At 60.7% G+C, this 25,517-nt stretch carries 23 protein-coding genes and 1 tRNA gene; 12 read left to right on the top strand and 12 right to left on the bottom strand.

Features of this window, described 5'->3' with window-relative positions:
- Positions 1-98 precede the first annotated feature (98 nt).
- Positions 99-1,481: a Fic family protein gene (locus tag FNU76_RS16750; protein ID WP_144279249.1), complete on the top strand. Its 1,383-nt coding sequence runs from the start codon at positions 99-101 to the stop codon at positions 1,479-1,481.
- A 114-nt stretch (positions 1,482-1,595) separates the two neighbouring features.
- Here the strand turns inward: FNU76_RS16750 and FNU76_RS16745 are convergent, their stop codons facing one another.
- Entirely contained in the window at positions 1,596-2,282 is a 687-nt protein-coding gene (locus FNU76_RS16745) for a group II intron maturase-specific domain-containing protein (RefSeq protein WP_308418564.1), read from the bottom strand.
- Between the two features lie 460 nt (positions 2,283-2,742).
- Entirely contained in the window at positions 2,743-3,006 is a 264-nt protein-coding gene (rpsT, locus tag FNU76_RS16735; RefSeq protein WP_144279247.1) for a 30S ribosomal protein S20, read from the bottom strand.
- A 120-nt stretch (positions 3,007-3,126) separates the two neighbouring features.
- On the opposite strand from rpsT, the gene murJ reads away from it, so the two are divergent.
- The 3 genes from murJ to FNU76_RS16720 all read left to right on the top strand — a co-directional run bounded on the left by murJ (position 3,127) and on the right by FNU76_RS16720 (position 6,107).
- A complete protein-coding gene (gene murJ, locus FNU76_RS16730; RefSeq protein WP_144279246.1) occupies positions 3,127-4,665 on the top strand; it encodes a murein biosynthesis integral membrane protein MurJ in 1,539 nt (512 codons plus the stop codon).
- Positions 4,666-4,814: 149 nt separating this feature from the next.
- Positions 4,815-5,354, top strand: coding sequence for a hypothetical protein (locus FNU76_RS16725; RefSeq protein ID WP_144279245.1), 540 nt, complete (start codon positions 4,815-4,817; stop codon positions 5,352-5,354).
- Between the two features lie 249 nt (positions 5,355-5,603).
- The gene (locus FNU76_RS16720; RefSeq protein ID WP_144279244.1) at positions 5,604-6,107 is read left to right on the top strand and encodes a GNAT family N-acetyltransferase; all 504 of its coding nucleotides are present in this window, start codon (positions 5,604-5,606) and stop codon (positions 6,105-6,107) included.
- A 69-nt stretch (positions 6,108-6,176) separates the two neighbouring features.
- On the opposite strand, the gene FNU76_RS16715 is transcribed toward FNU76_RS16720, so the two are convergent.
- Positions 6,177-7,277, bottom strand: coding sequence for an IS630 family transposase (locus tag FNU76_RS16715; protein WP_179958468.1), 1,101 nt, complete (start codon positions 7,275-7,277; stop codon positions 6,177-6,179).
- 151 nt (positions 7,278-7,428) lie between these two features.
- On the opposite strand from FNU76_RS16715, the gene FNU76_RS16710 reads away from it, so the two are divergent.
- The 4 genes from FNU76_RS16710 to FNU76_RS16695 all read left to right on the top strand — a co-directional run bounded on the left by FNU76_RS16710 (position 7,429) and on the right by FNU76_RS16695 (position 12,031).
- A complete protein-coding gene (locus FNU76_RS16710) occupies positions 7,429-8,625 on the top strand; it encodes a pyridoxal phosphate-dependent aminotransferase (RefSeq protein ID WP_144279242.1) in 1,197 nt (398 codons plus the stop codon).
- A gap of 205 nt (positions 8,626-8,830) precedes the next feature.
- The gene (locus FNU76_RS16705; protein ID WP_144279241.1) at positions 8,831-9,421 is read left to right on the top strand and encodes a TRAP transporter small permease subunit; all 591 of its coding nucleotides are present in this window, start codon (positions 8,831-8,833) and stop codon (positions 9,419-9,421) included.
- Complete coding sequence (locus FNU76_RS16700; RefSeq protein ID WP_144279240.1) at positions 9,418-10,905, top strand: TRAP transporter large permease; 1,488 nt, start codon at positions 9,418-9,420, stop codon at positions 10,903-10,905. The genes FNU76_RS16705 and FNU76_RS16700 overlap by 4 nt, the downstream gene beginning before the upstream one ends.
- A gap of 40 nt (positions 10,906-10,945) precedes the next feature.
- The gene (locus FNU76_RS16695; protein WP_144279239.1) at positions 10,946-12,031 is read left to right on the top strand and encodes a TRAP transporter substrate-binding protein; all 1,086 of its coding nucleotides are present in this window, start codon (positions 10,946-10,948) and stop codon (positions 12,029-12,031) included.
- A 57-nt stretch (positions 12,032-12,088) separates the two neighbouring features.
- On the opposite strand, the gene FNU76_RS16690 is transcribed toward FNU76_RS16695, so the two are convergent.
- Together FNU76_RS16690 and FNU76_RS16685 are read right to left on the bottom strand one after the other, a co-directional pair.
- A complete protein-coding gene (locus tag FNU76_RS16690; protein WP_144279238.1) occupies positions 12,089-12,700 on the bottom strand; it encodes a hypothetical protein in 612 nt (203 codons plus the stop codon).
- A gap of 174 nt (positions 12,701-12,874) precedes the next feature.
- A tRNA-Asn gene (locus tag FNU76_RS16685) sits at positions 12,875-12,950 on the bottom strand.
- A 77-nt stretch (positions 12,951-13,027) separates the two neighbouring features.
- Between FNU76_RS16685 and FNU76_RS16680 the strand changes: the two genes are divergently transcribed.
- Together FNU76_RS16680 and ygfZ are read left to right on the top strand one after the other, a co-directional pair.
- Positions 13,028-14,284, top strand: coding sequence for an AsmA-like C-terminal region-containing protein (locus FNU76_RS16680; protein ID WP_144279237.1), 1,257 nt, complete (start codon positions 13,028-13,030; stop codon positions 14,282-14,284).
- 69 nt (positions 14,285-14,353) lie between these two features.
- A complete protein-coding gene (gene ygfZ, locus FNU76_RS16675) occupies positions 14,354-15,382 on the top strand; it encodes a CAF17-like 4Fe-4S cluster assembly/insertion protein YgfZ (RefSeq protein ID WP_144279236.1) in 1,029 nt (342 codons plus the stop codon).
- A gap of 58 nt (positions 15,383-15,440) precedes the next feature.
- Here the strand turns inward: ygfZ and folE2 are convergent, their stop codons facing one another.
- From folE2 to soxR, 6 genes are all read right to left on the bottom strand, one after another.
- Positions 15,441-16,253, bottom strand: a complete 813-nt coding sequence (gene folE2 / locus FNU76_RS16670; protein ID WP_144279235.1) for a GTP cyclohydrolase FolE2 — start codon at positions 16,251-16,253, stop codon at positions 15,441-15,443.
- A gap of 191 nt (positions 16,254-16,444) precedes the next feature.
- Positions 16,445-18,304, bottom strand: coding sequence for a 1-deoxy-D-xylulose-5-phosphate synthase (gene dxs, locus FNU76_RS16665; protein WP_144279234.1), 1,860 nt, complete (start codon positions 18,302-18,304; stop codon positions 16,445-16,447).
- 69 nt (positions 18,305-18,373) lie between these two features.
- Entirely contained in the window at positions 18,374-19,270 is an 897-nt protein-coding gene (locus FNU76_RS16660; RefSeq protein WP_144279233.1) for a polyprenyl synthetase family protein, read from the bottom strand.
- Positions 19,267-19,497, bottom strand: coding sequence for an exodeoxyribonuclease VII small subunit (locus tag FNU76_RS16655; protein WP_144279232.1), 231 nt, complete (start codon positions 19,495-19,497; stop codon positions 19,267-19,269). Before FNU76_RS16655 ends, FNU76_RS16660 begins: the two co-directional genes overlap by 4 nt.
- 330 nt (positions 19,498-19,827) lie before the next feature.
- Positions 19,828-20,745, bottom strand: coding sequence for a hypothetical protein (locus FNU76_RS16650; RefSeq protein WP_144279231.1), 918 nt, complete (start codon positions 20,743-20,745; stop codon positions 19,828-19,830).
- A gap of 250 nt (positions 20,746-20,995) precedes the next feature.
- Positions 20,996-21,442 carry a redox-sensitive transcriptional activator SoxR gene (soxR, locus tag FNU76_RS16645; protein WP_144279230.1) on the bottom strand — a complete coding sequence of 149 codons (447 nt, stop codon included), beginning with the start codon at positions 21,440-21,442 and terminating at the stop codon, positions 20,996-20,998.
- An 83-nt stretch (positions 21,443-21,525) separates the two neighbouring features.
- Here soxR and FNU76_RS16640 point away from each other — a divergent pair, with 83 nt between their 5' ends.
- Positions 21,526-22,542 carry a questin oxidase family protein gene (locus tag FNU76_RS16640; protein ID WP_144279229.1) on the top strand — a complete coding sequence of 339 codons (1,017 nt, stop codon included), beginning with the start codon at positions 21,526-21,528 and terminating at the stop codon, positions 22,540-22,542.
- A 7-nt stretch (positions 22,543-22,549) separates the two neighbouring features.
- Here FNU76_RS16640 and FNU76_RS16635 read toward each other — a convergent pair whose 3' ends face one another.
- A complete protein-coding gene (locus FNU76_RS16635) occupies positions 22,550-23,740 on the bottom strand; it encodes an MFS transporter (protein ID WP_144279228.1) in 1,191 nt (396 codons plus the stop codon).
- Between the two features lie 93 nt (positions 23,741-23,833).
- Here FNU76_RS16635 and FNU76_RS16630 point away from each other — a divergent pair, with 93 nt between their 5' ends.
- Positions 23,834-25,510, top strand: a complete 1,677-nt coding sequence (locus FNU76_RS16630) for an SgrR family transcriptional regulator (RefSeq protein WP_144279227.1) — start codon at positions 23,834-23,836, stop codon at positions 25,508-25,510.
- Positions 25,511-25,517 lie beyond the last annotated feature (7 nt).

The following is a 25,517-nucleotide window of genomic DNA, read 5'->3' as shown; positions in this document are numbered from 1 at the left end:
GTCGAAATCGGCTCAGCAACGGCTAGGATTGAGCCGATACTTGCAAAATCAGCTCAAATCAGGTGAAATCAGCTCACTCCATTGAGCCGATTTATACCATGCGTTACGACAACCGCCTGAACCACGAAACATTACTGCAAGCCTTGACCAAGCTGTTCGCGGCAGGAAGCGAGTTCGTCTCGTCATCGCAGTTGGTTGACGCAACCCGCTCGAGCTTGCCTACAGTCAAGCGAACGTTGTCAAAGCTGGTACAAGAAGGCCGAATTGAAGTCACAGGAAAGGCCCGTGCGACTCGGTACCGACTGCTGACAACGAGCACGCCTGCCGCCGCTGAGCGGGCGCCGGCAAAGTTGCCCATGGCAATCACGCTAGCCAGGTTTGGCCCGAACTGGAGCGCCGCAAGTTCGAAACTCAGGCAACAGTTGGTACTGCCACTGGCAGCCCGCGCGCCGGTTTCGTACTGCCGTGAATTCGTTGACGCATATAAGCCCAACGAAACCTTTCTGCTCCCTGTCGAACTCGCCGAAGAATTGCTTGCGCTCGGGCAGCTCCCTGGCCAACTTCCAGCGGGTACCTATGTCCGCAAAGTACTGGAACAACTACTCATCGATCTCTCTTGGTCGTCCTCTCATCTCGAAGGCAATCGTTACACCCTCCTGGATACCGAGGAGCTTTTCAAAAGCGGCGCCGCCGCTGCCGACAGTGATGCCGTCATGCTGCTCAATCACAAAGCTGCCATAGAGTTTCTTGTGGATGCTGTTCCAGTGCAGGGACTTGGCTCCAGTCTAATTCGCAACCTGCATGCAGTATTGATGCAAGACCTGCTGGAGGATGCGGCGTCGCTTGGGACGATTCGCGAGAAAGTCGTCAATATCAGCGGCACCACATACGTACCTACCCAGATCCCGGCAGTGCTGCAAGAGATGCTGGAGCACGTCATCCTGAAGGCGCAGCTCATCAAAAACCCCTTGGAGGCAGCCTTTTTCCTCTGGGTAAACCTGGCGTATCTACAGCCTTTCGAAGACGGGAACAAGCGAGTGAGCCGGCTCGCAGCCAATATCCCGTTGATGCTCTACAACCAGGCGCCGCTGTCCTTTCTCGATATCGACCGTGAAGACTATGCGCTGGCCATGATGGGAATCTACGAGGCCTGCGATGTCTCGATGGCAGTAGACCTTTTCGAGTGGACCTATCGCCGCTCCCAAACCAAATACAAGGTCGTTTCGGCGTCGCTGGGATCGCCGGACCCGTTCCGCATCAAATACCGCGAGGCACTCAACGAAGCGGTGGGGAGGGTGGTTCGAAGCCGTCAAGCCGTGGAGGAAGCGCTCGTCGTGCTGGGACTGCCGGATGAGGACATGCCCAAGTTCCAACTGTTGCTAGCACAGGAACTGAAGGTGCTAGCCATCTTCAACTGCGCGCGCTACCGGCTCGGCATGAATGAAACCCAGGCCTGGATTGACGAAGGCCGCCCCGGTTGACAGCGATCGGCATTTACGCCGCACAATCGGCATAGGGGCGGCCAGATTTCCTGACCGACCCCTGCCACACCACCAGGCATGCGGGTCCGCACCGGGCGGTTCGAGAAGTTGAGGTTAGGCGAGCTTTGGAACGCCTAGGCGATCGAAGTACGCAATAGGCAGCACCCGGTTCAGAGCGCCGCAGCCGTTACGCCACCAGCATCTAGAATTGCCGGCGATCCGCTTCGCGTCTGCTTCGCTCGCACCCAGCCTCTTCAGTTCCCGATACATCGTCGTGCCCCGCTTCCAGTGCTTCAGATGCAGGGTGCGTAGTCGATGGCGCAGCCATTCGTCCAATTCTCGAAACACCCTTGGCGTTTGCGCCAACTGGAAGTAACCCTTCCAACCGGGGATATACGCCTTCAGTCTGTCGATCACTTGTTCCAGGCTGCGTCCACCACTGCGCCGCGTCAGTGCTCGAATACGCTGCTTGTACTTCTCCAGCGCCTTCGAGGCGACTTTGCGCTTCACCTCACCTCCACGCGCACCCCACAGGGAGAATCCCAGGAATTTGCGCCCAAAGGCCGAGGCTACCGCTGTCTTGCCTTCGTTCACCTGCAGATGCAGTTTTGCATACAGGCGACGAAGACCCGCTAGGACGCGTTCCCCTGCCCGCTGCAGCAGGCTTTGCCCTGAGCCGTCTTGTCCAGGTTGCGCCGGCCATGCTTCATCACGCACCGTTTTGGGATCGGCTTCACCTTGCCCGCTGACGGAACGACCGACACGCGCCGGTTTCTGATGCCCTGCATTGCCAAGCAACATGGGAACGGACTCTCCTTCTCGTTCGGCCCTTCGCCCCATACCGGCGGCTACTATGGCCTCTGCTGACTCCTCGCTCCGGCTTATCACCGTCGCCCTTTCAGGCACTAGGCGAGGTATCCCCAGGTAAGAACGCACTCCTTCACCGCACAACCGCCGGATCTACGCCACCTCGCCTTGATCACGAGAGCTTCGTGGTTGCTAGCCCACTCGCCCTGCTCGGCAGCGCCTTCTATCCGGTTCTTGTACATCGGCTCGCGGTTTATGCTCCACGCTTCCTTCCCACGCTCGGTCACCCTCACGCAGTTGCGCTTCACTTCGTTCGCTGTGATCAACTTACGGCGGGACTTGCACCCGCAGGAGTGCGCCCATGCTGGGCGCACTAGCAAAAAGCCCGCTCTTGCGAGCGGGCTTCGGCGACATTCGATGCTGGCCAGCGATTCGTTTGTCTATGTCTTGCGACTTAAGCCATTGCCTTGATAGCGGCGGCCAGGCGGCTCTTATGGCGAGCTGCCTTGTTCTTGTGGAACACGCCCTTGTCGGCGATACGATCCAGGGTGCTGGTCGAAGCCTTGAAGGTTTCGACGGCAGCGGCCTTGTCGCCGGCTTCGATGGCCTTCAGCACCTTCTTGACTGCGGTGCGGAATTCCGAACGTTGACCCATGTTATGCAGGCGGGCCTTGGCGGCCTGACCAGCACGCTTACGTGCTTGTGCGCTATTTGCCATTTAAATACAACTCCTTAAACCGGTAGAAGGACTATCGCGAAACCGCGCATTATGCCCATGCCGAGCTTGGATGGCAATCATCGCGTACACTGATGCCGTTTTGTCAACCACCCGTCCCGCATGAACCTGCTAAAAGCCCTCGCCCGCACCAGCAGCATGACCATGCTGTCCCGCATTCTCGGCTTGGTCCGCGACACCATGAACGCGCACCAGTTCGGTGCCAATAAGGCGATGGACGCCTTCGTGGTAGCGTTTCTGCTGCCGAATATGTTCCGGCGCATCTTCGCCGAAGGGGCTTTTTCACAGGCCTTCGTGCCGGTGCTGGCGGAGTACAAGCAGCAACGCGGCGAGACCGCCACCCGCGCCTTCGTCGCCGATGTCTGTGGCCTGTTGACCCTGGCGCTGCTGGTCTTGACCGTGATCGGCGTGGTGGCGGCCCCGGCCATCGTCTACCTGTCGGCCTCCGGCTTTGCCCGCCAGCCGGAAAAATACCAGCTGGCTGTCGACCTGACCCGCATTACCTTCCCCTATATCCTGCTGATCTCGCTGTCCTCCCTGGCCGGCAGCATCCTGAACACCTGGAACCGCTTCGCGATACCGGCCTTCACGCCGGCCCTGCTGAACCTGTCGATGATCGCCTTCGGCATCCTGCTATCGCCCTATATGGCGCAGCCGATCTTCGCCCTGGCCATTGCCGTGGCGGTGGGCGGCGTGGCGCAACTGGCCTTTCAACTGCCCTTCCTGGCTCGCATCGGCATGCTGCCCCGGCCCCGGCTCAATCTGCGCGACCCGGGCGTCTGGCGGGTACTGAAGCAGATGGGGCCGGCCATGTTCGGCGTCTCGGTCGCCCAGATCAGCTTGCTGCTGAACCGCAACTTCGCCTCCTGGCTGCCGGACGGCAGTATGAGCTGGCTGTATTTCGCCGACCGTCTGATGGAATTGCCCACCGGCGTCCTGGGCGTCGCCCTGGGCACCATCCTGCTCCCCAGCCTGGCCAAGCTCAGCGCCGCCGACCGGCAGGACGATTACTCCGCCATGCTCGACTGGGGACTGCGGCTCTGCTGCCTGTTGGCCCTGCCTGCGGCCGCCGCCCTGGCGGTCATGGCCGAGCCGCTGATCACGGTACTGTTCGAGCGCGGCCAGTATGGTCTGAACGATACCCTGCAAACCCAGCGCGCCCTCGGTGCCTATGCGGTGGGCCTGCTTGCCTTGATCGCCATCAAGGTCCTGGCGCCGGCCTTTTACGCGCGGCAGAACATCAAGACGCCGGTAAAGATCGGCATCGTGACCATCGTCGCGACCCAGCTGTTCAATATCGGCCTGCTGTGGGCCGGGCTGGCCCATGCCGGGCTGGCGCTGGCCATCAGCCTGGGCGCCTGCGTCAACGCCGGACTCTTGCTCGCCGGCCTGCTGCGCAGCGGCATCTATCGCCCACGGACCGGCTGGCCCGCCTTCCTGCTGAAACTGACCCTTGCCACCGGCCTGATGGCAGCCACCCTGTGGGGCCTGCAGCAAGTGCTCGGCGCCTGGCATGGCGTGCCTACCCTGCTGCAGATCGGCAAGCTGACGCTGCTGGTTTCGGCTGGCATGGCGGTGTATTTCGGTGTCCTGGCCGCACTGGGCTTCAGGCCACGCGATTTTTCCCGGCGGGCGGTGTAAGGGCTGGCCCGTTGGGTATGCAAAAAATAGGAAGTTTTTGCAATTTTTCATAAGGACATCGATCCCGACACGGTAGCTTTTGCTCAGGAAGCTCCGGGCAATTCCATGTATTTTAATTATATGCGAAAATTAAATTCGAGAATAAAATCATGCCAGTACATCAAGTCGTCGCAGTGGGGCATTTAGGTTTAAGTCCAGGCGCTTTAAAGGCTGTTTTCAAGGACGCACAATTTGCGTACCATGGCAACAGTATCATAGCGAACGTAAAAGTATCCCGAGCTGCAAAATGCAGGGGGAATTGCATACAAAGATTCGTAGGGCATTTGCAGAACTTTTTTCTTGATCGAGACCTACGACGGATAGAACAAGCACAAAGGGATGTTGGCTTGATATTATGGCAATTAAACATAATCAAGAACCATCCGAATGCGCTATTTCTAAATGAAGAACTCAACAGCAAGCCAGGATACAATTTTGGCATAGATGTAAATGGCTTGGACATTAGAGGCTTCAAGGCAAAAATAGAGCGCACCGCCGCCAAGGAATATGAAAAGAATTTTATTATTGCAGAAAGCAAACAATGCCAAATCGGGTACGACAAGGAAAATAAAAAAGTACGCCTGTTTACATTCGAGCCGCACCTGGCCCGCCGTTATAGATTTGAAGACTTATTCAGCTTACCTGTATAAGGCACTGATTTAGCGTGAAGCCTGAAAATCCCGCCAGTCCATTGCAGGGTCGAAACAACATCGTAATGGCAAGTAAGGCTTGAATGTTTGCATCTCTCTCGTTGGAGGGCGCGATTGAGCGTGGCGAATGTAGCCTTACCTTCATATTGCAGACCTGCTCCGGCTCACTAGAATTAAATCTGACCTATCTCCCCGACGCCTTCCGCCGCCCCCCGGCCTGTGAGGCTCAAACCCGGATACGAGGACAGTATGAGCCTGCATTGCGAAATCCGCCCCGCCACGCGCGACGATATAGCCACCATCGCCGACCTGGCCGATCGCATCTGGCGCACTCACTACCCCGGCATCATCCCCGCCGAGCAGATCGACTATATGCTGGCGCAGCGCTATAGCCACGCCGCCCTGCTGGCACAGATCGAAGCGGCCGACCAGTGGTTCGACCTGGCCTTGATCGACGGCAAGCCGGCCGGTTTTGCCCAGTACTACCGGTCCGCGCCGGACGAGATCAAGCTCGACAAGCTCTACCTTCTGCCGGAGCTGCACGGCAAGGGATACGGCAGCAGGCTGATCTACCACGTCAAGAAGCAGGCGCGCCAATTGGGCGGCAAAACCCTGATTCTGTCGGTCAACAAGCACAACAAGAAAGCCATTTCGGCTTATCAGCACAGCGGCTTCGTGATTCGCGATAGCGTGATGATCGATATCGGCGGCGGCTTCGTCATGGATGACTATGTAATGGCGAAAACGCTCTGAGGTAGGGACGCTTACGCTCGTTAGCGCATTAAATCAGTGTTTCCCTAGTGTGGTGTACCTGAAATAGCATTAATTAATAACTTTGCCTGCACGAGCAATGGCCTCAAGGATTGAATCTGCGCTTTTGCGCCATACAAAGGGCTTCGGGTTGGTGTTGTGGATGTCCAAGTAGTGGCGGATTGACTGCTCTAGATCGGCGACGCTGCTGTGGGCACTACGCTTGATCCACTTCTCACTGATTTGTGAGAAAAAACGCTCCACAAGGTTGAGCCAGGAGGCCGAAGTTGGCGTGAAGTGCAGATGGTAGCGTGGCCTGCTGGCGAACCAGGCACGCACCTTCTCCGTCTTGTGCGTCCCGTAATTGTCCATGATCAGGTGGATATCCAGGTCTGCCGGTACGCTTGCGTCGATGGTATTGAGGAACTGCAGAAATTCGACGCTCCGGTGGCGACGTTTGAGTTGGCCAATGACCTTGCCAGTGGCCACATCCAGAGCTGCGAACAGCGAAGTCGTCCCGTGCCGCTTGTAATCGTGTGTCCGGGTTTCTGCTTTGCCGAACGTAAGCGGAAGTGAAGGCTGCGTTCTATCCAGTGCCTGAATCTGGCTCTTCTCATCCACGCAGAGCACCAAGGCACGATCCGGCGGGGCGAGGTACAAGCCCACCACATCGCGGACCTTATCGACAAAATTCGGATCGGTGGAAAACTTGAACGTCTCCAGCCGATGGGGCTTGAGCCCGAACGCGTGCCAAATGCGCTGCACTGTGGACGCCGACACGCCTGTTGCCTTGCTCATCGTGCGCACGCTCCAGTGCGTCGCGTCAGTAGGCTTACTGTTCCGGACACGATCAATCACCGCCTGAACGTGTTCGTCTAGCACCGTGCGAGGCCGCCCCGACCTCGGTGCATCGGTCAGCCCTGCCAGACCATACGACTCGTACCGACGACGCCACCTTGAGACGGTCTGCGCAGTGGTATCCAGCCGCTTCGCGATCTCTTTGCCTCCTTCGCCGTCAGCACAACTGAGCACAATCTGAATTCGTAGCTTCTCATCGGCCGGCGCCTTGCGCAGCGCCAAACGTGCATTCAGCTCTCTGCGCTGCTCTTCGGATAGTTCCAGCTTCTTGATCGGCGGCCCGTTCTGGTCATCGTCATAGTCTCCATGAGCTATTGAACTACGACAATTATACCAAATATTTAATTAATTCTACTTTTGAGACACCACACTAGCGGCGCCCCTGCCATCCCCGCGGCTATAATTCCGACACCCCAACCCGGCGCGCCACGCTGCTGGATCGCGCAGCCACCAAGGACCGTCTTCCATGGAACTCTCGCATCGCGTCCAAGCCATCAAGGAATCGCCCACCCTTGCCATCACCGCCAAGGCACAAAAGCTCAAGGCCGATGGCCGGGATGTCATCGCGCTGGCGGCGGGCGAACCGGATTTCGACACACCCGACCATATCAAGGCCGCCGCCATCGAGGCGATCCGACAAGGTTTTACCAAGTACACCCCGGTATCGGGCACGCCCAGCCTGAAGCAGGCCATCATCGCCAAATTCAAACGCGACCAGGGCATGGACTACAACGCCCGCCAGATCCTGGTCAGTTGCGGCGGCAAGCAGAGCTTTTACAATCTCTGCCAGGCTTTTCTCAATGACGGCGACGAAGCCGTCATCCCGGCGCCTTACTGGGTTTCGTATCCCGATATGGTGATCCTGGCCGGCGGCAAGCCTGTCTTCGTGGCATGCGGCATCGAGCAGTCCTACAAACTCGATCCCCGCCGGCTGGAAGCCGCCATCAGCGCGCGCACCAAGCTGGTGGTGATCAATTCGCCGTCCAACCCGACCGGCGCGGTCTATACGCGGGAAGAACTGAAAGCCCTGGGCGAGGTGCTGAAGAAGTACCCGAAGATTTTGATCGCCTCCGACGATATGTACGAGCATGTCATGCTGGGCGCCACCCGTTTCAGCAATATCCTCGATGCCTGTCCCGAGCTGTACCCGCAGACCATCCTGCTGAACGGCGTATCCAAGGCCTATTCCATGACCGGCTGGCGGATAGGCTACGCGGCAGGTCCGGAATGGCTGATCAAGGCCATGGACAATATCCAGTCGCAATCCACCTCCAACCCCTGCTCCATTTCGCAGGTGGCGGCCGAAGCCGCCCTGACCGGCCCGCAGGCCGACTGCCTGGCGCCCATGCTGCAGGCCTTCAATGAGCGGCATGTCTTTGTCGTCGATCGCTTCAACGCCATGCGCGGCCTGCAATGCTTGCCCGCCGGCGGTGCCTTTTATGCCTTTGTCGATGCACGCCAGGCCATCCAGAATCTGCATCAGGAAGGCAAGCTGGCCGCGCCCAACGATATGGCCTTGGGCAGCTATCTGCTGGAGGCCCAGGATGTCGCGGTGGTGCCTGGCTCGGCCTTTGGCGCCGAAGGCTACTTCCGTATCAGCTTCGCCACCAGCATGGCCAATCTGGAAAAGGCCATGGATCGGATAGAAAAAGCGCTCGCTTAATCGCGGCAATATTTTAGCTACGCCAGAACTGCGTGCTTCTGGTAATTGAAGCTCGATTGTGGTTTCTGGGCACAAATGCCTGGTTCTCGACCCGGCATGACTTATCGCCGCGCATACGGCTGTGATATGGTGCGTTCACTCTAAACTGCGCTGCAAGCCAAGCTATATAAGGCTTTGCGCTAAAAAACCGAGGAACGTGCCGAGAATGCGATCGCTGTTGCGGGTGGTAGGCTGGATAGACGCGCTCAACGAGCGCGCAGGCCAGTGGAGTAAATGGCTGGTACTGGTCTGCGTCTTGATCAGTGCCGGCAATGCCCTGGTACGCAAGGCGTTCGACATGAGTTCGAACGGCTTCCTGGAAATCCAGTGGTACCTGTTTTCCGCCATCTTCCTGCTCGGTGCCGGCTATACCCTCAAGCACAATGAGCATATCCGCATCGATATCCTGCTGGGCAGGATGTCGCCACGCCGGCAAGCCCTGGTCGATATCCTGGGCGGCTTGTTCTTCCTCCTGCCCATGGCCGGCCTGATCGCCTACTTCGCCTGGCCCGTCGCGGTGCAGATGTATGTCAGCGGCGAGATGTCTTCCGATCCCGGCGGCTTGATCCGCTGGCCGGTCTGGGCCCTGGTCCCGCTGGGCTTCGGCCTGCTGATACTGCAAGCCCTTGCCGAGATCATCAAGCGCATCGCCTTTCTGCAAGGCTTGATTCCCAATCCCGCGGAAAAGCCCGTCACGACGGTCGAAGGCGCCTTGGCAGACCATGCCGCCCCGCTCCAGCAAGGAGAGCGCGCATGAATCCGGCCCTGTTGCCACCCATCATGTTCGGTGCGCTGATCGTCTTTCTGCTGATCGGCTACCCGGTTGCGTTTTCGCTGGCCGCCGTCGGCCTGCTGTTCTCCTTTATCGGCGTACAACTGGGCGTGATGCCTGCCTCGCTGCTGCAAGCCTTGCCGCAGCAGGTGTTCGACATCATGCGCAACGATACCCTGCTGGCCATCCCCTTCTTTACCTTCATGGGATTGATACTGGAACGCTCCGGCATGGCGGAAGACATGCTCGATACCATAGGCCAGTTGTTCGGCCGGATACGCGGCGGCCTGGCCTACGCCGTGATTTTCGTCGGCGCCCTGCTGGCCGCCACCACCGGCGTGGTTGCCGCTTCGGTGATTTCCATGGGCCTGATCTCGCTACCCATCATGCTGCGCTATGGCTACGACAAGCGGCTGGCCGCCGGCGTGATCGCCGCCTCCGGCACCCTGGCGCAGATCATCCCGCCCTCGCTGGTCCTGATCGTGCTGGCCGACCAGCTCGGCACCTCGGTAGGCGATATGTATGCCGGCGCCCTGGTACCCGGCCTGGTATTGACCAGCTTGTATGTCCTCTATGTCCTGGTGGTCAGCCTGGTCCGGCCAGGCTGGGCGCCCGCCCTGCCGCCGGAGGCCCGCTCCCTGCGCGGCATGCAGCTGTATGGCCGCGCCCTGGCGGTGATGGTGCCGCCCCTGCTGCTGATCTTCCTGGTATTGGGCACCATCTTCCTGGGCATCGCCACGCCGACCGAAGGCGGCGCCATGGGCGCCACCGGCGCATTGATCCTGGCCATGCTCAAGCGTAGGTTGAGCATGGATCTGCTCCGCCAGGCGCTCAATTCGACCCTCAAGCTCAGCACCTTCGTGGTCTTTATCCTGATCGGCGCCCGGGTGTTCCGGATCGCCTTCCTCGGCTTGAGCGGCGACGAATGGGTGGAAGGTTTGTTCAGCCACCTTCCCGGCGGCGAAATCGGCTTCCTGATCGTGGTCAATATCCTGATCTTCGTGCTGGCCTTCTTCCTCGATTTCTTCGAGATCGCCTTTATCCTGGTGCCGCTGTTGGCGCCCATCGCCGCCAAGCTGGGCATCGACCTGATCTGGTTCGGCGTGCTGCTGGGCGTGAATATGCAGACTTCCTTCATGCACCCGCCGTTCGGGTTCGCGCTGTTCTATCTGAAGAGCGTGGCGCCGAAGGAGGTGAAGACCAGCGATATCTATTGGGGCGCCGTCCCCTTCGTCGGCATCCAGCTATTGATGGTCGGCCTGGTGATCGGTTTTCCGCAAATGGTGACCCACTTCCTGGATAAGCCGGTCACCAACAGCCAGAGCGCGGATGACATATTGCTCAACCAAACCGGCCAGCCGGCCGGAGAAGCCCCGATCCCGCAGGACGACGCCGCGCTGCTGCAAGGCGATAGCGCCCCGCCGCCCGCGCCGGCCGAAGATCCCGCCGCCGTGCTGCTGGGTAAATAAACATCGATTTAGCCGTTCCATTCTGAACTAGGAGCAGACCGTGCAAAGACGTAGTTTCCTGAAAAAGGCCGGCACCGTCGGCGTGGCCGCCGCAGCGGTTTCCGGCAGTGCGCTGGCCGCCGAACCCACCGTGCAGTGGCGGCTGACATCAAGCTTCCCCAAGAGCCTGGACACCATCTATGGCGGGGCGACCACCCTGGCCAAGCGGGTCGCGGAAATCACCGAGGGCAAGTTCCAGATCAAGATCTATGCCGCCGGCGAGATCGTCCCCGGCCTGCAGGCGCTCGATGCGGTGCAGAGCGGCACGGTGCAGGCCTGCCATACCACCAGCTACTACTATGTCGGCAAGAACAAGGCCTTTGCCTTCGACACCTGCCTGCCTTTCGGCTTGACCGCCCGCCAGCAAAACGCCTGGGTGCATTTCGGCGGTGGCCTGCAATTGCTGCGCGATTTCTTCAAGGACTATGGCGTCATCAACTTCCCCGGCGGCAATACCGGCGCCCAGATGGGCGGCTGGTGGCGGGAAGAGATCAAGACCCTGGCCGACCTCAAGGGCAAGAAAATGCGCATTCCCGGCATAGGCGGCGAAATCATGGCGCGGCTGGGCGCGGTACCGCAGAACCTGGCCGCCGGCGATATCTATGCCGCGCTGGAAAAGGGCGCCATCGACGCCGCCGAGTTCGTCGGCCCCTACGACGATGAAAAGCTCGGCTTCTACAAGGTGGCCAAGCACTATGCGTATCCCGGCTTCTGGGAACCGGGTCCGATGGTGTCGTTTATGGTCAATGCCGCCGAATGGGCCAAGCTGCCGAAGGGCTACCAAGCCGCTTTCGAAGCGGCGGCCGCCGAAGCCAACCTCACCATGCTGGCGGAGTACGACGCCAAGAATCCCGCCGCGCTGGGGCGCTTGCTGCAAAACGGCGTCAAGCTGATGCGCTACCCGACCGATATGATGCAGGCGGCACAGCGCGAGGCCTTTGCCTTGTATGAGGAGGAAGCCGCCAAGAATCCGGCTTTCAAGAAACTATACGAACCGTGGAAGAAATTCCGCGCGCAGGAGCATGCCTGGTTCAATTACTGCGAACAGGCGATGGAAGACTTTATGTACGCCAACCGGGTCAAATAGATTCGGTGATGCCCGTGCCAGCCCTCTCGGACGAGAGGGCTGGCACGGGATACGGCTTCAATGTCCGGCAGGCTTGACCGGCACCGGTTTGGCCGCCGGGGCGGGAGTGGGCGCGGCAGCGGGTTTACTGTAGCCGCCCGGCCCGCTGTTCATGGCATCGATCGCGCCGCGCAGATTGAGGCATTTCACATCGTCCTTGCTCTTGACCGCACTACCCTGCAGTTCGCATTCCCGGTTGCCGAACTTGAGTAGCGCCCCTTTGACGGCTTGTTCCGCCTTTGGGTTGGCTTGCGCACCGGCCCGCAAGCTGTCGCGCACTTCGGCCAACACCCTTTCGGTGGCCTCGCGCTCGATGCGCGCGTGCTCGACCAGCTGTTTCAGGGTGGCGATATCCTTCTCCTGCATGTCGGTCCTGGACTTGAGCGCCTCGGTCTCATGGGCCAGCGCCTCCTTTTCCGCCCGCAATTTCGCCTGCCCCTGTTTGGCCAGCGCCGTTTGCTTGATCAGACTCTGCTCCTGCAACTGGCCGCGCTTAGCCGCCACCGCCAAACCGCCCAGAAAGCCGGCCAGGCACACCGCCGCGATCAGGACTACCAGCAGGAGTACCATTACCGCCGACATGCCGCCGCCTACGCCGCCGCGAATCGCAATGACAATACGTTTCAACATTGGCAGTTTGGCAGCTTGTTCATTTGACGTTGTCATGCGATCCTCTCGGCTATGAACTTGGCATGTATTAAGCCAGCCTAGCTGTTTTAGCGAGAGATGCGCGGCACGTCAAACCGGCCGCGGAAAAACAAAAAACCGCACAGCCTTTCGACTGTACGGTTTTTCTGAATAACTTGGCTCCTCGACCTGGGCTCGAACCAGGGACCTACGGATTAACAGTCCGGCGCTCTACCGACTGAGCTATCGAGGAACTAAAGAAGCCGCTATACTAAAAGGCTGTCCAAAGCGTGTCAACACCCGTTTCGACTTCTCTTCACAAGAGGCACCATGTCCGCCCTCAAGAAAATGCTGATTGCACTGGCCGTAGTGGCCGCGATCCTTGCCGCGATACCCCTCGTATTGCCTTATGACAGCTACAAATCCGATATCGAGCACGCCATCTCGGCGCGGCTGGATACCCCTGTCGCCATAGGCGCCATCCAGTTCAGCTACAGCCCTAAGCCACAAGTGGTACTTAGCGGTCTCAGCCTGGGCAAGCAGGGCGAAGGCGAGATCGACAAGGTCATCGTCCCCCTTACTCTGAAGAATTTGATCAATATCCGCCACGAACTGGCCAATGTCAGCCTGGAAGGCGGCAACTTCAGCCAAGCCTTCGCTTTGTCACTACCGGGCCGGCTCAAGCCGAATGCCGGCCAGGACATCAATTTCGCCATGCTCAAGCTGAGCGAGATGACGATCAAGCTACCGAACGACAGCATCGGACCGCTGTCGGGCTCGCTGCAATTCAATCCTGAAGGCACCATCAAGGTGCTTACCTTGTCCGACAAGGACGAACGCGCCACCCTCACCATCAAACCGATAGGCGATAAGTTCGAACTGGAGTTCGATGCCAGCAACTGGGTCATGCCGGGCGCGTATCCGGATGCCCGTTTCGACCAGCTGAGACTAAGCGGTATCGCCAGCAACGACGGCATCGCCATCGACGACATCAACGCCCTGATCTTCGGCTCCGCCGTGAAGGGCAATGCACAGCTGAGCTGGACCGAGGGCTGGAAGCTCACCGGCAGCCTGCAGACCAAGAGCATCCAGGTCGAACCGCTGATCATGCTCAGCAGCCAGGTTACCCGCGCAACGGGCCGGATGGCCGCCAATGCCATCTTCGATTTCGTCGGCGATGGTTACGAAAACCTGTTCAAGCAGCGCCGCATCGAAATGAAGTTCATCGTCAACGACGGCAATCTGCACAACTTCGACCTGGTCACCCCGCTCAAGTCGCAGAGTCCGTCCAGCCTGCAGCGCGGCGGCATTACCCGCTTCGACACCCTGAGCGGCGACTTCCTGCTGGAAAACGATACGCTCACCCTGCGCAACCTGGCGCTGAACGCCGGCAAATTCACTGCCGCGGGCGGCCTCAATATTGCAGCGGACCAGAAACTCAGCGGCCGTATCAATGCCAAACTGTCCAGCGGCGCCATCGCCGTCAATGCACCACTGGCTATCGCCGGCACCCTGAGGGCGCCGGAGATCCGTTCCGGCGGCGCTTACAAGCCGGGCGGCGGTTCGGGCACCACGCAGATTTTCTGATCGCAGCCTTACGCGTCATAATCCAATTCGCCGGCGCCAAGCCGGCGAATTCGTTTACGAGAGACACCCATGGCTTGGTATGACTTGCTAGGCGCCCTAGGCGCGCAATTCGATGAAGATGGCGCAACCCGCTTCGATGCAAGCGGGGAGCAGGCGGGAATGGTCGCCCTGGCGCAGGGCGCCGCCCTGGTACCGCTGCGGCACTTCGGCTTGATCCGTTTCAGCGGCGAGGAAACCAGCGCCTTTCTGCAAGGCCAGCTGTCCAGCGATATCAAGAAGCTGCCGGCCGCAGGCTGCCAGTATTCCAGCTACTCCACCCCCAAGGGGCGCATGCTGGCCAGCTTCCTGATACTGCGCGAAGGCGAAGACCTGCTGTTGATGCTGCCGCGCCCCCTGCTACCCGCCATCCAGAAGCGCCTGGCCATGTATGTCATGCGCAGCAAGACCCGTCCTGCCGATATCAGCGATGAGCGCGTCCTGCTGGGGCTGGCAGGCCCGCGCGCGCTGGAGCTGGCCCGCGAGGTATTCGGCGAGCTGCCGAAGGAAGCGCATCAAGGCATGCCTTGCGAGGGCGGCCACCTGGTCCGCCTGCCGGCCGACCGCCTGCTGTTGAACCTGGCTGCCGAAGCGGCCGGGGCCTGTTGGGATAAATTGCTGGCGGCCGGCGCGCAAGCGGCGGGTGCCGATGCCTGGACCTTGTCGGACATCCACGCCGGCATCCCCTGGGTCTTGCCCGCCACCCAGGAGGAATTCGTCGCGCAGATGGCCAATATGGAATTGATCGGCGCCGTCAGCTTCAAGAAGGGTTGCTATCCAGGCCAGGAAATCGTGGCGCGCACCCAGTATCTGGGCAAGCTCAAGCGCCGCACTTTCCGGGTCCGTGCCGATACCGCCATGCACGCGGGCGACGCCGTCTACAGTCCGGAGATGAATGGCCAGGCATCCGGCCAGATCGCCCTGGCGGCCCCGAGCGGCGACGGCCGGTGGGAAGCGCTGGCGGTGGTACAGCTGGCCAGCGTGGCGCAGGGCGTCCATCTGGAAAGCCCCAACGGTACACGGCTGGAATTCCTGCCCCTCCCCTACCCGGTACACGAGTAAACAAGGGAAGCCGGCCTGGATGGCCTTGTACAGCCATCCCGGGCCGGCGGCGTCCTTGTTATGCGGCCGCGCTCGACTTGTCGTGTTCGATCAGCGCATAGGCCGAGTGATTGTGGATGGACTCGAAGTTCTCGGCTTCCACCACGTAGGCATCGATACGCGGGTCGGCCAGCAAGCGGGCCGCCACGTCACGTACCAGGTCCTCGACGAATTTGGGATTGTCGTAGGCACGCTCGGTCACGTACTTCTCATCGGGACGCTTGAGCAGCCCGAAGACCTCGCAGGACGCTTCTTCTTCCGCCACCCGAATCAGGTCTTCGATCCAGACATGCTGGTTGACCCTGGCGGTGATGGTGATGTGCGAACGCTGGTTGTGCGCGCCATAGGCCGAGATCTTCTTCGAGCAAGGACATAGGCTGGTCGCCGCCACCAATACCTTCAGCGTCTGGGTAAAGACGCCGTGCTTGATCTCGCCGATCAGGCTGACATCGTAGTCCAGCAGGCTTTGCACCCCCGAGACGGGGGCGGTCTTGTTGATAAAGAAGGGGAAACGCATCTCGATATAGCCCGAATCGGCTTCCAGCTTGGCGACGGTCTCGCGCAGCATGGTCTCGAACGATTCGACCGAGATTTCCTTCTCGTGGCTATTGAGTATCTGGACAAAGCGCGACATATGCGTGCCCTTGAAGTGCTGGGGCAAAAACACATACATATCGAAGGTAGCGATGGTGTGCTGCACACCGTCGGCCTTGTCGCCCACCTTGACCGGATGGCGGATCGACTTGATGCCGACTTTGTTGATGGCGATATTGCGCGCATCGTGCGAGCCTTGCACGTCTTCGATGGTGGCCGGGGGGAGAGCAGCGTTCATGATGCGTTCCTGATGCGGTGTAAGGGCAAATTGTACCGGGCAGCAAATACCCGAGTAAACCAATCAGGAATTTCAGGCCGAATCGGGCCAATTCAAGAGCGGGCCGCGATTGAATCTGGCAATTGGCTTCATAGCGAACGCGCGGCACCGGCCGATGCCGCGCATTTCAGCGCTGGTTTTGCCTACGCAGCTCAGTGGCGCGTGTTTTTTTGGTCGAACGCCCGGGCGGCGGCCTCGATGCCGGCCGCATCCAGGCCGCACTCGGCCAACAGCAAGGCGGGGTCGCCATGATCGACGTAGCGGTCCGGCAAACCCAGCTGCAGCACCGGCTTGAGCACGCCGGCGGCGTGCAGCGCCTCGATCACGGCAGAGCCGGCTCCGCCCATGACGGCGTTTTCTTCCACGGTCACCAGCACATCATGATCGGCGGCCAATTGCAGGACCAGCTCCACGTCCAGCGGCTTGACCCAGCGCATATTGGCGACCGTCGCGTCCAGCGCCTCGGCCGCGGCCAAGGACGGCGCCACCATGCTACCGAAGGCAAGGATGGCGATACGCCTGCCCTGCCGCCGCACTTCGCCACGCCCCACCGGCAGCGCGGTGAAGGCCTCGGCCAAGGGCACGCCCGGCCCGGTGCCGCGCGGATAGCGCACGGCGGTGGGCTGGTCCATCTGGTAAGCGGTGTAAAGCATTTGCCGGCATTCGTTCTCGTCGGCGGGACAAAGCACCGCCATATTCGGAATGCAGCGCAGATAACTGATATCGAAACTACCGGCGTGGGTCGGTCCGTCCGCGCCTACCAGGCCGGCACGGTCGATGGCGAACAGCACGGGCAGGTTCTGCAAGGCCACGTCGTGGATCAACTGATCGTAGGCGCGTTGCAGGAAGGTCGAATAGATCGCCACGACCGGCTTGAGGCCCTCGCATGCCATACCCGCCGCGAAGGTGACGGCATGCTGCTCCGCGATGCCCACATCGTAATAGCGGTCGGGGAAAGACTGTTCGAAGCGCACCAGGCCGGATCCCTCGCGCATGGCCGGGGTAATGCCAATCAAGCGGCTATCCTGCGCCGCCATATCGCACAACCAATCGCCGAAGATCTGGGTATAACTGGGCTTGCTGGCTGCCTTGGACGCCATGCCGTCAGCCGGCGTGAACGGGGTGACGGCGTGGTACTTGACCGGATCGCCCTCGGCCAGCTTGTAGCCCTGCCCCTTCTTGGTCACCACGTGGAGAAACTGCGGGCCGCTGAGGCTGCGCAGGTTCTGCAAGGTGGGGATCAGGGTATCCAGGTCATGGCCGTCGATAGGACCGACGTAGTGAAAGCCGAACTCCTCGAATAAGGTGGACGGCGAAATCAGGCCCTTCATATGCTCTTCGCCGCGACGGATCAGCTCGTGCAGCGGCGGCACGTTTTCCAGCACCCTGGAGCCGGTGTTGCGGAAGCCCTGGTAGAACTTGCCGGACAACAACCTGGCCAGATAAGAATTGAAGGCGCCGACATTGGGCGAAATCGACATCTCGTTGTCGTTCAGGACAACCAATAGGTCGGTTTCCTTGTTGCCCGCATTGTTGAGCGCCTCGAATGCCATACCCGCCGTCATGGCACCGTCGCCGATGATGGCCACGCATTTGCGTTGCTGGCCCAGCAGCTTGCTGGCCTCGGCCATGCCTGCCGCTGCGCCTATGCTGGTCGAACTATGACCGACGGCGAAGGTATCGTATTCGCTCTCCTCGCGCTTTGGGAAGCCAGCCAAACCACCATATTTACGCATGGTATGCATTTGCGCACGCCGTCCGGTCAGGATCTTGTGCGGATAGCTCTGGTGGCCCACATCCCAGACCAGCCGGTCATTGGGCGTATCGAACACATAGTGCAGGGCAATGGTCAGCTCGACCGCACCCAGATTGGAGGCGAAATGGCCGCCGCTCTGGCTGACGGATTCGAGCAGAAAAGCCCGCAGCTCCTGAGCCAGGGGCTTGAGCTGGTTTTCATTGAGGCGGCGTAGATCAGCCGGCAGATGAACGGTATCGAGAAGCGGAAAAGGCATGGGGCAATCTACGTTTGAGGCCGGATCGCACGGAACGCGTGCGGCCGGCTTGCATCGGTCGAAATTCGATCAAAAGGCACGATGGACGATAAAGTGCGCCAACTCGCGCAAGCGTTCGGCGCGCTCGCCAAAGCCGGCCAGGCAGGCCATGGCATCGGCTTCCAGCTCGGCAGCGCGCTCCTTGGCCTGGCGCAGGCCCAGCAAGGAAACATAAGTGGGCTTGTCGTGCGCGGCGTCCTTGCCGGCGGTCTTGCCCAGGGTAGCCGTATCCGCTTCCACATCGAGGATATCGTCCACTACCTGGAAAGCAAGACCCATCAGCTTGGCGAAACGGTCCAGGCGCTCGCGTTCCTCGGCCGCCATGGCATCGCCGCAGTAGCTGCCCAGCAGCACGGCGGCGCGGATCAGCGCACCCGTCTTCAGGATATGCATATGCTCCAGCTCCGGCAGGCTCAAGGGCTGCCCTACCGAAGCCAGGTCGATCGCCTGCCCACCCGCCATGCCGCCGGCGCCGGAAGCGGTGGCCAGCAGCTTCAGCATTTTCAGCTGATCGCTCGGTTCCGCGCACAAGGGATGGGCGGCCAGGACCTCGAAAGCGGCCGTCTGCAGCGCGTCGCCGGCCAGCAGCGCCGTCGCCTGGTCGAACTCCACATGCACGGTAGGCTTGCCGCGCCGCAGCACGTCATCATCCATGCAAGGCATGTCGTCATGCACCAGGGAATAGGCATGGATCATTTCCACGGCGGCGGCGGCATATTGCAAGCGCTCGGCCGAGGCATTTACCAACTCGCCGCCGGCAAAAACCAGCAGCGGCCTTACCCGCTTTCCACCGCCCAGCACGGCATAGCGCATCGCTTCGTGCAGGCGTTGCGGCAGTTGCGACGCCGGCGGCAGGATGCCGCTCAGCGCCAACTCCATTTGTTGCTGGATGGCGAAAGACCAGGTTTGAAAATCGTGTCGCTTCATTCCGCTTCCTCCGCCTCGAACGGCTTGAGGCTGTCGCCGTCGAGTATCTTGATCTGCTGCTCGGCCGAGGCCAGCTGTTCCTGGCAAAAGCGGATCAGTTCCGACCCGCGCTTGTAGGCGAGCAAGGTCGCCTCCAGCGCCGCATCGCCGCCTTCCATCTCGGCGATCAGGGCTTCCAACTCGGTCATGGCCGTTTCAAAGCTGGCGGGCTTGGTGGTTTTTGCCATCGGCGGTATTCGGTTGGGCTAGTTGAACCGCGCGATTTTACCCTGTTGGCCGCGCGGGTATCTGTCTTGCACAAAGAAAAAAAAGCGCGCCGGGGTTGACCGACGCGCTCTGAATACCCAAGCGTAGGCAAACCGGCCGGGCAAGCCCGGCGGCCTCGCACCGGAACTCGTAGCGAGCTGCGGTGCGACTACGGAGAACAATGTATCACAGCCTTTTCGATTTCAAACAATCGTTTGATCGATTGTTGCATCGCCGCAAATCCGGTCGGCAGGCGGCGTGCTTGCAACAGCCGTGCAGCCCGTCTTGACGCGGCTTGCGGCTTGCACCGACTAGCTGTTCCCGGTCGACGCTCCGCTGTTGATTCCACCGCTCCATAAGTACGAACTTTCGAGCGAAGCGTATGTACTCGCCGGTTGAGTAACGAAATTACTTTCATTCCAAAAGACAGGTTTGCATCTTTTCCATTTTTTAAAATCAGCATAAGTTCGGTGTGCGCAAAGTACCGTCGCGAGTGCGAGCGCGGCCAGTGCGCCCGTCGTCACGGCTTTCATGGGGATCGATAAATTATTGAATTCCAATTCAAGCCCGGTAATAACCGCCTCGGCCGCGGTTCCCGCCGCAACCGCTGAAAGGGCTAATGCGGACTTGATAAAACCCTGCCTATGCAAGGCGACTCGGCCGTCGCTTGCTGCCGCTTTCGCACGTGTGCCATAGTCGAAGACGCGAGATTCCAATTGATATGACTCATGGAATGGCGCAGTCGCTCGGTCATCCGCTCGTGGTGGGTTGGAGCCAGGGTAAGGAATTGGGGTGGTAGATACTCGCTCTTCCGCATCCTTGCGGACAAAGGGCGCTTCGTCGTCCTCACTGCGAGAGCGTCCGCTCAATGGATCGCCGTCCAATTCACCGCCCTCGAACGCGTTATCCATCGGCACCGCAAATGAAAATGGCACACTCTCATTCTCGATTTTCGAGGTGCGTTCCTCAGCGGGTGGCGGGGGGGTTTTAAGACGCGCCCATGATTTTCGACGTATGGGTGGCCTATGCGGCAGCGATGCGCCCGTATCGGGGTCTTTCGCCGGAATAGGCACGGGCTGAGGCTCCGGCAAGGAAAAAACCAGCGGTACTGGAAATAAAGGATTCGACCCTTGCCGTGGATTCGTTGTCTGCTGTGTATCCTGAACCTGCTCTGATTGGTTCGGTTCAAAGTGTACGCTGCGCCTGTTTCGTTCCTGCCGCTCTATCATAATAATTTTACTTTCATTAAAAAATGGAAATGCATATCAAATCAACCACCCCATTGCCAAAATGCAGGCATTTTTTTAAAAGCCTGCCCACCGTCTCAGCCCGCCGAAACAAAGACTAGACCTGGATTATTTATTAGCGACAAACAGGAGCCCTCTTTATTTCAAATCTTTTCCGCACCCATCCACTCGCCTTCCGAAAAATAGACGAAATTTTTGATTTTATTGCAGTCCCCACGAACAGGGCCAAGCTTCACGCCGGCCGGTCGCCCAGCAGATAGCGGGGACCGTTGCCCAATCGTCCGGCGCAGTCGTCCGGGTTGTACAACTTGCACGTCTTCAGGGATAGGCAGCCGCAGCCGATGCAGCTATCGAGCTGCTCCCGCAGGGCGATCAATGAATCGATACGCGCCTGCAACAGCGGCCGCCAGGACGAGGACAGCCGTGTCCAGTCGGCCTGGGTAGGGGTACGCTGGTCCGGAAGGCCGGCCAGGGCTGCACGGATCTGGTCGAGGCTGAGTCCCACGCTTTGGGCCATGCGGATAAAGGCCACCCGCCGCAGGATCTCCCTGGCGAAATGCCGCCGCCCTCCTGTCCCGCGGATACTTTTGATCAGGCCCTGCTCCTCGTAGAAGCGCAAGGCGCTGGCCGCGACGCCGGACCGTTTGGCCAACAAGCCGATAGATAGCAAGGATTCCATCGTACCTCCGCTATTCGTACTGGACTTCAAGTGTACTTGAACTTTCATACTGTGCCGCACCCCCTGGAAAACGAGGCATCGGCATGACAACGACTACGGTAGCAAGCAGCCTGCAGGGCTTGCTGGATCAAAACGCCCACTTTGCCTTGCAGGCGCGCGGCACCACCAACCACTGTCCCATGGCCTTGGTCGCACTGGCCAAAATGGGCGCGGGACCGGCACGCCTGCAGGCTTTTTTTGCGTATTGGACCACGCGCTATGCGATCGCCCGCGACCCGCACCCCGGCTCGCTTAAACGGCAAGAATGGCAGGCGCGGGCAGGCGACAGCGAAGCTTTCGGCTCGCTGCGCCTGCTATTTACCGATTGGATAGCAGCAGAGGGCGTCGCCGCCGTAGTCGCCACGGTACTTGCCCAGGCCGCGCCAGCCCCTGCCACCGGCGCTTTCCATGCACTGATCCGGCTGGCCTATGGCCTGGAGGCGGATCACGGCGGTGAAGTTGCCGCCGGCCTGGCCGCTTATGTCGCCAATCAGTTGCTGATTCCGCTTGGCGACGCAGCAAGCAGGCCGGCCGAATCGGTCGCGGCCGGCCTGCACACCCTTTCCCGGCAGTTTGCCGGCAAGACCTGGCCAGGGCAGGCCATTACCGCGCGCTTGCGCGGGGTGGCCGCCGATCCACTCTTTCTCGCCAGCCTCCCCCGGCCTCCGCAAAGCGGGGATCTGTTGGCGCAACTGGCGCATGCGGCCATTGCCCTGTATTGGCAAACCAGCAATTTCACGGTGTTGCATATGGTAACGGGCGTACATGCGGCGAGGCTGGTCATGGCCCGACTGCCGGCGGCAACGGTCCGGATACAGAGCGAAGCGCTTTGGGCCGCCTACTGCGCCGCCTATGTCTCGGTCGGCGCACCCGCACTGGCGGACGACGATCCGCCTGCCGCGCCGACCGATTGGGCCACGCTGCTGGCGCTGGCCGTCGATGCCGATGACGATCACACGATCAAGCTGGTTTACAGTTGCTGGCAGGAAGACGCGCACGCCGCCAATCCAGCCTACCTGGCCGCCGCCGCACGGCTGCTGCACGGTCGGCGCGGGGCATGACACGCCCTTACGCCACCCGGTAGATCGCCGACACGCGGGTCCCCAGAACGGCCAGCAGGTGCGCACCGGCGCAGGCACTCAGCAGGTATGCCAGCGGCAGGCTGGCGGCCAGGCCGCCGGACAGCACCAGGGTGGCGGGCATCAACAGCTTGAACATGGAACCGGTCAGCCCGGAGATGCGGCCGATGTAACGGCTGTCGGTACTCTCCTGGCGGTAACCCCAGATGCAGACGTTGCCGATCACGCCGCCAAAACTGTTGGCGGCCAGCGCCAGCAGCAGGAGCGGCAGGGAGTCGCTCCAGGCCAGCACCAGCACGCAAGCCGATTCCAGCAGCAATTCCATCATCAGCAGACGGCCCAGACCAAAGCGCTGCCGTAAGCGGCTGCACAGCATCCCGCCCGCCACACCGCCTACGCCGGCCAAGCCATACAGCAGGCCGAGTTCGCCTGGCCCCAACTGCAATTGGTCGCGCGCCCGGAAAAGAAATAAAACTTCCACCACGCCGACGCTGCCGTTGATCAACACCACCAGCCAAGCCAAATGCCACAATGGCCGGTTGCGTACCAAGACCCGCCAGCCCTCGCGCCAATCCTGCCAAAAGCCGCTTGCTTCGATGCGGCGTGCCGGCAACGGTAGCGAGCGCAATAGCCAGGCGGCCAATAACATGGCAGCCATGGGCAACCACAAGCCCAGCTCCAGGCGCCAAGCCAGTAAACCGCCCGCCAAGGCCGGCCCCAGGACGGCGAACAGCTGGTTCACGACCGTCAGTTGGCCGGTGGCCGGCAGGAGCAGCGGTTCAGGCAGCATTTCCTTGATCATGCCCATGCGGCAGATGGCATACAGATAGTTCAAGGTCATCAACACGAAGGCCGTGATAAAGAAAAACGGTAATGCAGCGGCTCCCTGTTCCAGCAGCAGCACTTGCACACCCATCAGCACGACCATGCCGGCGATGGCCAGCCGTGCCCAGCGGCCTCGGTCGATGCGGTCGGCCCAGACGCCGATAAACATCGCCAACAATAGATTGGGCAAAAGTTCGATAGCGCGCATGGCGGTCATGGCAGCGGCCGAACGGGTCAATTCGTACAGGATCAGGGGCATGGCCAATTGGTAGACTTGGGTGCCCAGCGAAAAACCGACCGTGGAGAGATACAGGCGGCGGAAGCCGACGTGGCGCCAGAGCGAGGGTTGGGTCATGGCAGGCGACTCGAACAAGGAAGCAACAGTGTCTGCAAATAGCGGAAAGAGAAAAACGGCTAGACTAGCCTTTTTATTTCCGCTTTTATCACCATGCGCTTGCTCGAACAGTTTCAGCGTCTGTACGACTGGCTACCTCGGCAACCCCAGCCCAGCCTGCCCGAGATTGCCGCTGCGCTGTGTTGCGGCGAACGCAATGCGCGCCTGCTGTTGCGGCGCATGCAGGAGGAAGGCTGGCTGAGCTGGACGCCTGGCCGTGGTCGCGGACACCGCTCGCAACTGAGCCTGTTGCAACAGCCCGATTCGCTGCGATTGCATCGTCTACGGCGCCTGCTGGACGAAGGTCGCCTGGAAGCGGCCTTCGATGGCTTGCCCAGCCAGGGGCGCGAGCGGCTACGCCAGGCGCTGCCGGCCTATCTGGGCGCCAGCCGGGGCGGTGGTCTGCGCATTCCCTTCTACCGCCCCTTGCATGCGCTCGACCCTATCCAGGTCAACCGCCGCACCGAGGCCCATATCATCGGGCAACTCTGCGCCGGCCTGACCGAGTATGACCGCGAGCGGGAAGCGGTGGTACCGGCATTGGCCCATCATTGGGAATGCCAGGCGGATGGCCGTGAATGGCGCTTTTGGCTGCGGCCGGGACTGCGCTTCCACGATGGCAGGCCGGTAAGCGGCCACGATGCCGCTCGCTCCTTGCTGCGCCTGCGCGATACAGCCGGTCCGCACCAGGCGCTATTCACCCACCTGGCCGATATCCAGGCCGATTCGCGCCAGGTGCTGCTGCGCCTGGACCGGCCCGATCAATTGCTGCTGCATCGCCTGGCGCACTACGCGGCCGCCGTATTGCCTGCCGATGACTGGCTACGGCCCGATTTCGCCAGCCTGCCCATTGGGGCCGGACCATTCCGCCTGGTGCGCAATAATGATTACCGCGCCAGTTTTGCCGCCTTCGACGCTTACTACCGCGAACGGCCGTTGCTGGATGAAATCGATATCTGGGTGGTCCATCCCGACAGCCCGCTGCCGGAGGTCGATATCAGCCTCAGCTACCGGCATCTACCGCCCGACCACTGGACTCGCCTTCAACAGTTGGAACACGGCTGCGACTTTATCTTGCCCAACCCCGCCCGGTTCGCCGACCCCGCCACCCGGTTGGCGCTAGGCGCCTGGCTGCGGGATGCGGTGGCAAAGCTGGCGGAGTCCGAGAGTCGGCCCTTGGCGACGGGCTACCTGCCGCACTGGCGACATATTCCCGACGCGGCCGCGCGGGTGCCAACGGGAGGGGAAACTTTAACCTTGGTCACCTATGAGCTGGATAGCCATATCGCCCTGTCCAACTGCGTGGCTAACCGCTTTCGCGAAGCCGGCACTCGGGTAGACGTGCGGGTATTGCCCTACCCCGAATTCGCCACGCGTAGCTGGCTCGACTGGGCCGACCTGGTGGTGGCGGGTGAGGTGGTGGACGACGATCTGGCCTTTGGGCTCTATGGTTCGCTGGCCGGCGGCAGCCTGTTCCACGCCTGGCGCAACCAGGCCGAACAACAATGGCTGGCGGAAATCGACCGGGCCATCGCCGCCGACCCTGATCCGGCCCGCCGCGCCCACTTGACGGAATGCGGCTTCGCCCATGTCGTGGCGCAAGGCTGGATATTACCGATGCGCCATACCCAACAAGGGGTTCAGCATTCCCCGCATCTCGGGGGCGTGCAGTTGGCGCGCTGTGGCTGGATGGATTTTCGCAAGCTGTGGCTGATGGAACCGGGCGGCTGATTGCCCT

The sequence above is a fragment of the Chitinimonas arctica genome, assembly GCF_007431345.1.
GTDB lineage: Bacteria > Pseudomonadota > Gammaproteobacteria > Burkholderiales > Chitinimonadaceae > Chitinimonas > Chitinimonas arctica.
Note: the sequence above shows the minus strand (reverse complement) of the source record. Positions and strands in the feature narration are given on the sequence as shown.

Coding starts and splice junctions, on each gene's coding strand:
- FNU76_RS16750 (WP_144279249.1), top strand. CDS start 99: ATGCGTTACGACAACCGCCTGAACCACGAAACATTACTGCAAGCCTTG.
- FNU76_RS16745 (WP_308418564.1), bottom strand. CDS start 2,282: ATGTTGCTTGGCAATGCAGGGCATCAGAAACCGGCGCGTGTCGGTCGT.
- rpsT (WP_144279247.1), bottom strand. CDS start 3,006: ATGGCAAATAGCGCACAAGCACGTAAGCGTGCTGGTCAGGCCGCCAAG.
- murJ (WP_144279246.1), top strand. CDS start 3,127: ATGAACCTGCTAAAAGCCCTCGCCCGCACCAGCAGCATGACCATGCTG.
- FNU76_RS16725 (WP_144279245.1), top strand. CDS start 4,815: ATGCCAGTACATCAAGTCGTCGCAGTGGGGCATTTAGGTTTAAGTCCA.
- FNU76_RS16720 (WP_144279244.1), top strand. CDS start 5,604: ATGAGCCTGCATTGCGAAATCCGCCCCGCCACGCGCGACGATATAGCC.
- FNU76_RS16710 (WP_144279242.1), top strand. CDS start 7,429: ATGGAACTCTCGCATCGCGTCCAAGCCATCAAGGAATCGCCCACCCTT.
- FNU76_RS16705 (WP_144279241.1), top strand. CDS start 8,831: ATGCGATCGCTGTTGCGGGTGGTAGGCTGGATAGACGCGCTCAACGAG.
- FNU76_RS16700 (WP_144279240.1), top strand. CDS start 9,418: ATGAATCCGGCCCTGTTGCCACCCATCATGTTCGGTGCGCTGATCGTC.
- FNU76_RS16690 (WP_144279238.1), bottom strand. CDS start 12,700: ATGTTGAAACGTATTGTCATTGCGATTCGCGGCGGCGTAGGCGGCGGC.
- FNU76_RS16680 (WP_144279237.1), top strand. CDS start 13,028: ATGTCCGCCCTCAAGAAAATGCTGATTGCACTGGCCGTAGTGGCCGCG.
- ygfZ (WP_144279236.1), top strand. CDS start 14,354: ATGGCTTGGTATGACTTGCTAGGCGCCCTAGGCGCGCAATTCGATGAA.
- folE2 (WP_144279235.1), bottom strand. CDS start 16,253: ATGAACGCTGCTCTCCCCCCGGCCACCATCGAAGACGTGCAAGGCTCG.
- dxs (WP_144279234.1), bottom strand. CDS start 18,304: ATGCCTTTTCCGCTTCTCGATACCGTTCATCTGCCGGCTGATCTACGC.
- FNU76_RS16660 (WP_144279233.1), bottom strand. CDS start 19,270: ATGAAGCGACACGATTTTCAAACCTGGTCTTTCGCCATCCAGCAACAA.
- FNU76_RS16655 (WP_144279232.1), bottom strand. CDS start 19,497: ATGGCAAAAACCACCAAGCCCGCCAGCTTTGAAACGGCCATGACCGAG.
- FNU76_RS16650 (WP_144279231.1), bottom strand. CDS start 20,745: ATGATAGAGCGGCAGGAACGAAACAGGCGCAGCGTACACTTTGAACCG.
- soxR (WP_144279230.1), bottom strand. CDS start 21,442: ATGGAATCCTTGCTATCTATCGGCTTGTTGGCCAAACGGTCCGGCGTC.
- FNU76_RS16640 (WP_144279229.1), top strand. CDS start 21,526: ATGACAACGACTACGGTAGCAAGCAGCCTGCAGGGCTTGCTGGATCAA.
- FNU76_RS16635 (WP_144279228.1), bottom strand. CDS start 23,740: ATGACCCAACCCTCGCTCTGGCGCCACGTCGGCTTCCGCCGCCTGTAT.
- FNU76_RS16630 (WP_144279227.1), top strand. CDS start 23,834: ATGCGCTTGCTCGAACAGTTTCAGCGTCTGTACGACTGGCTACCTCGG.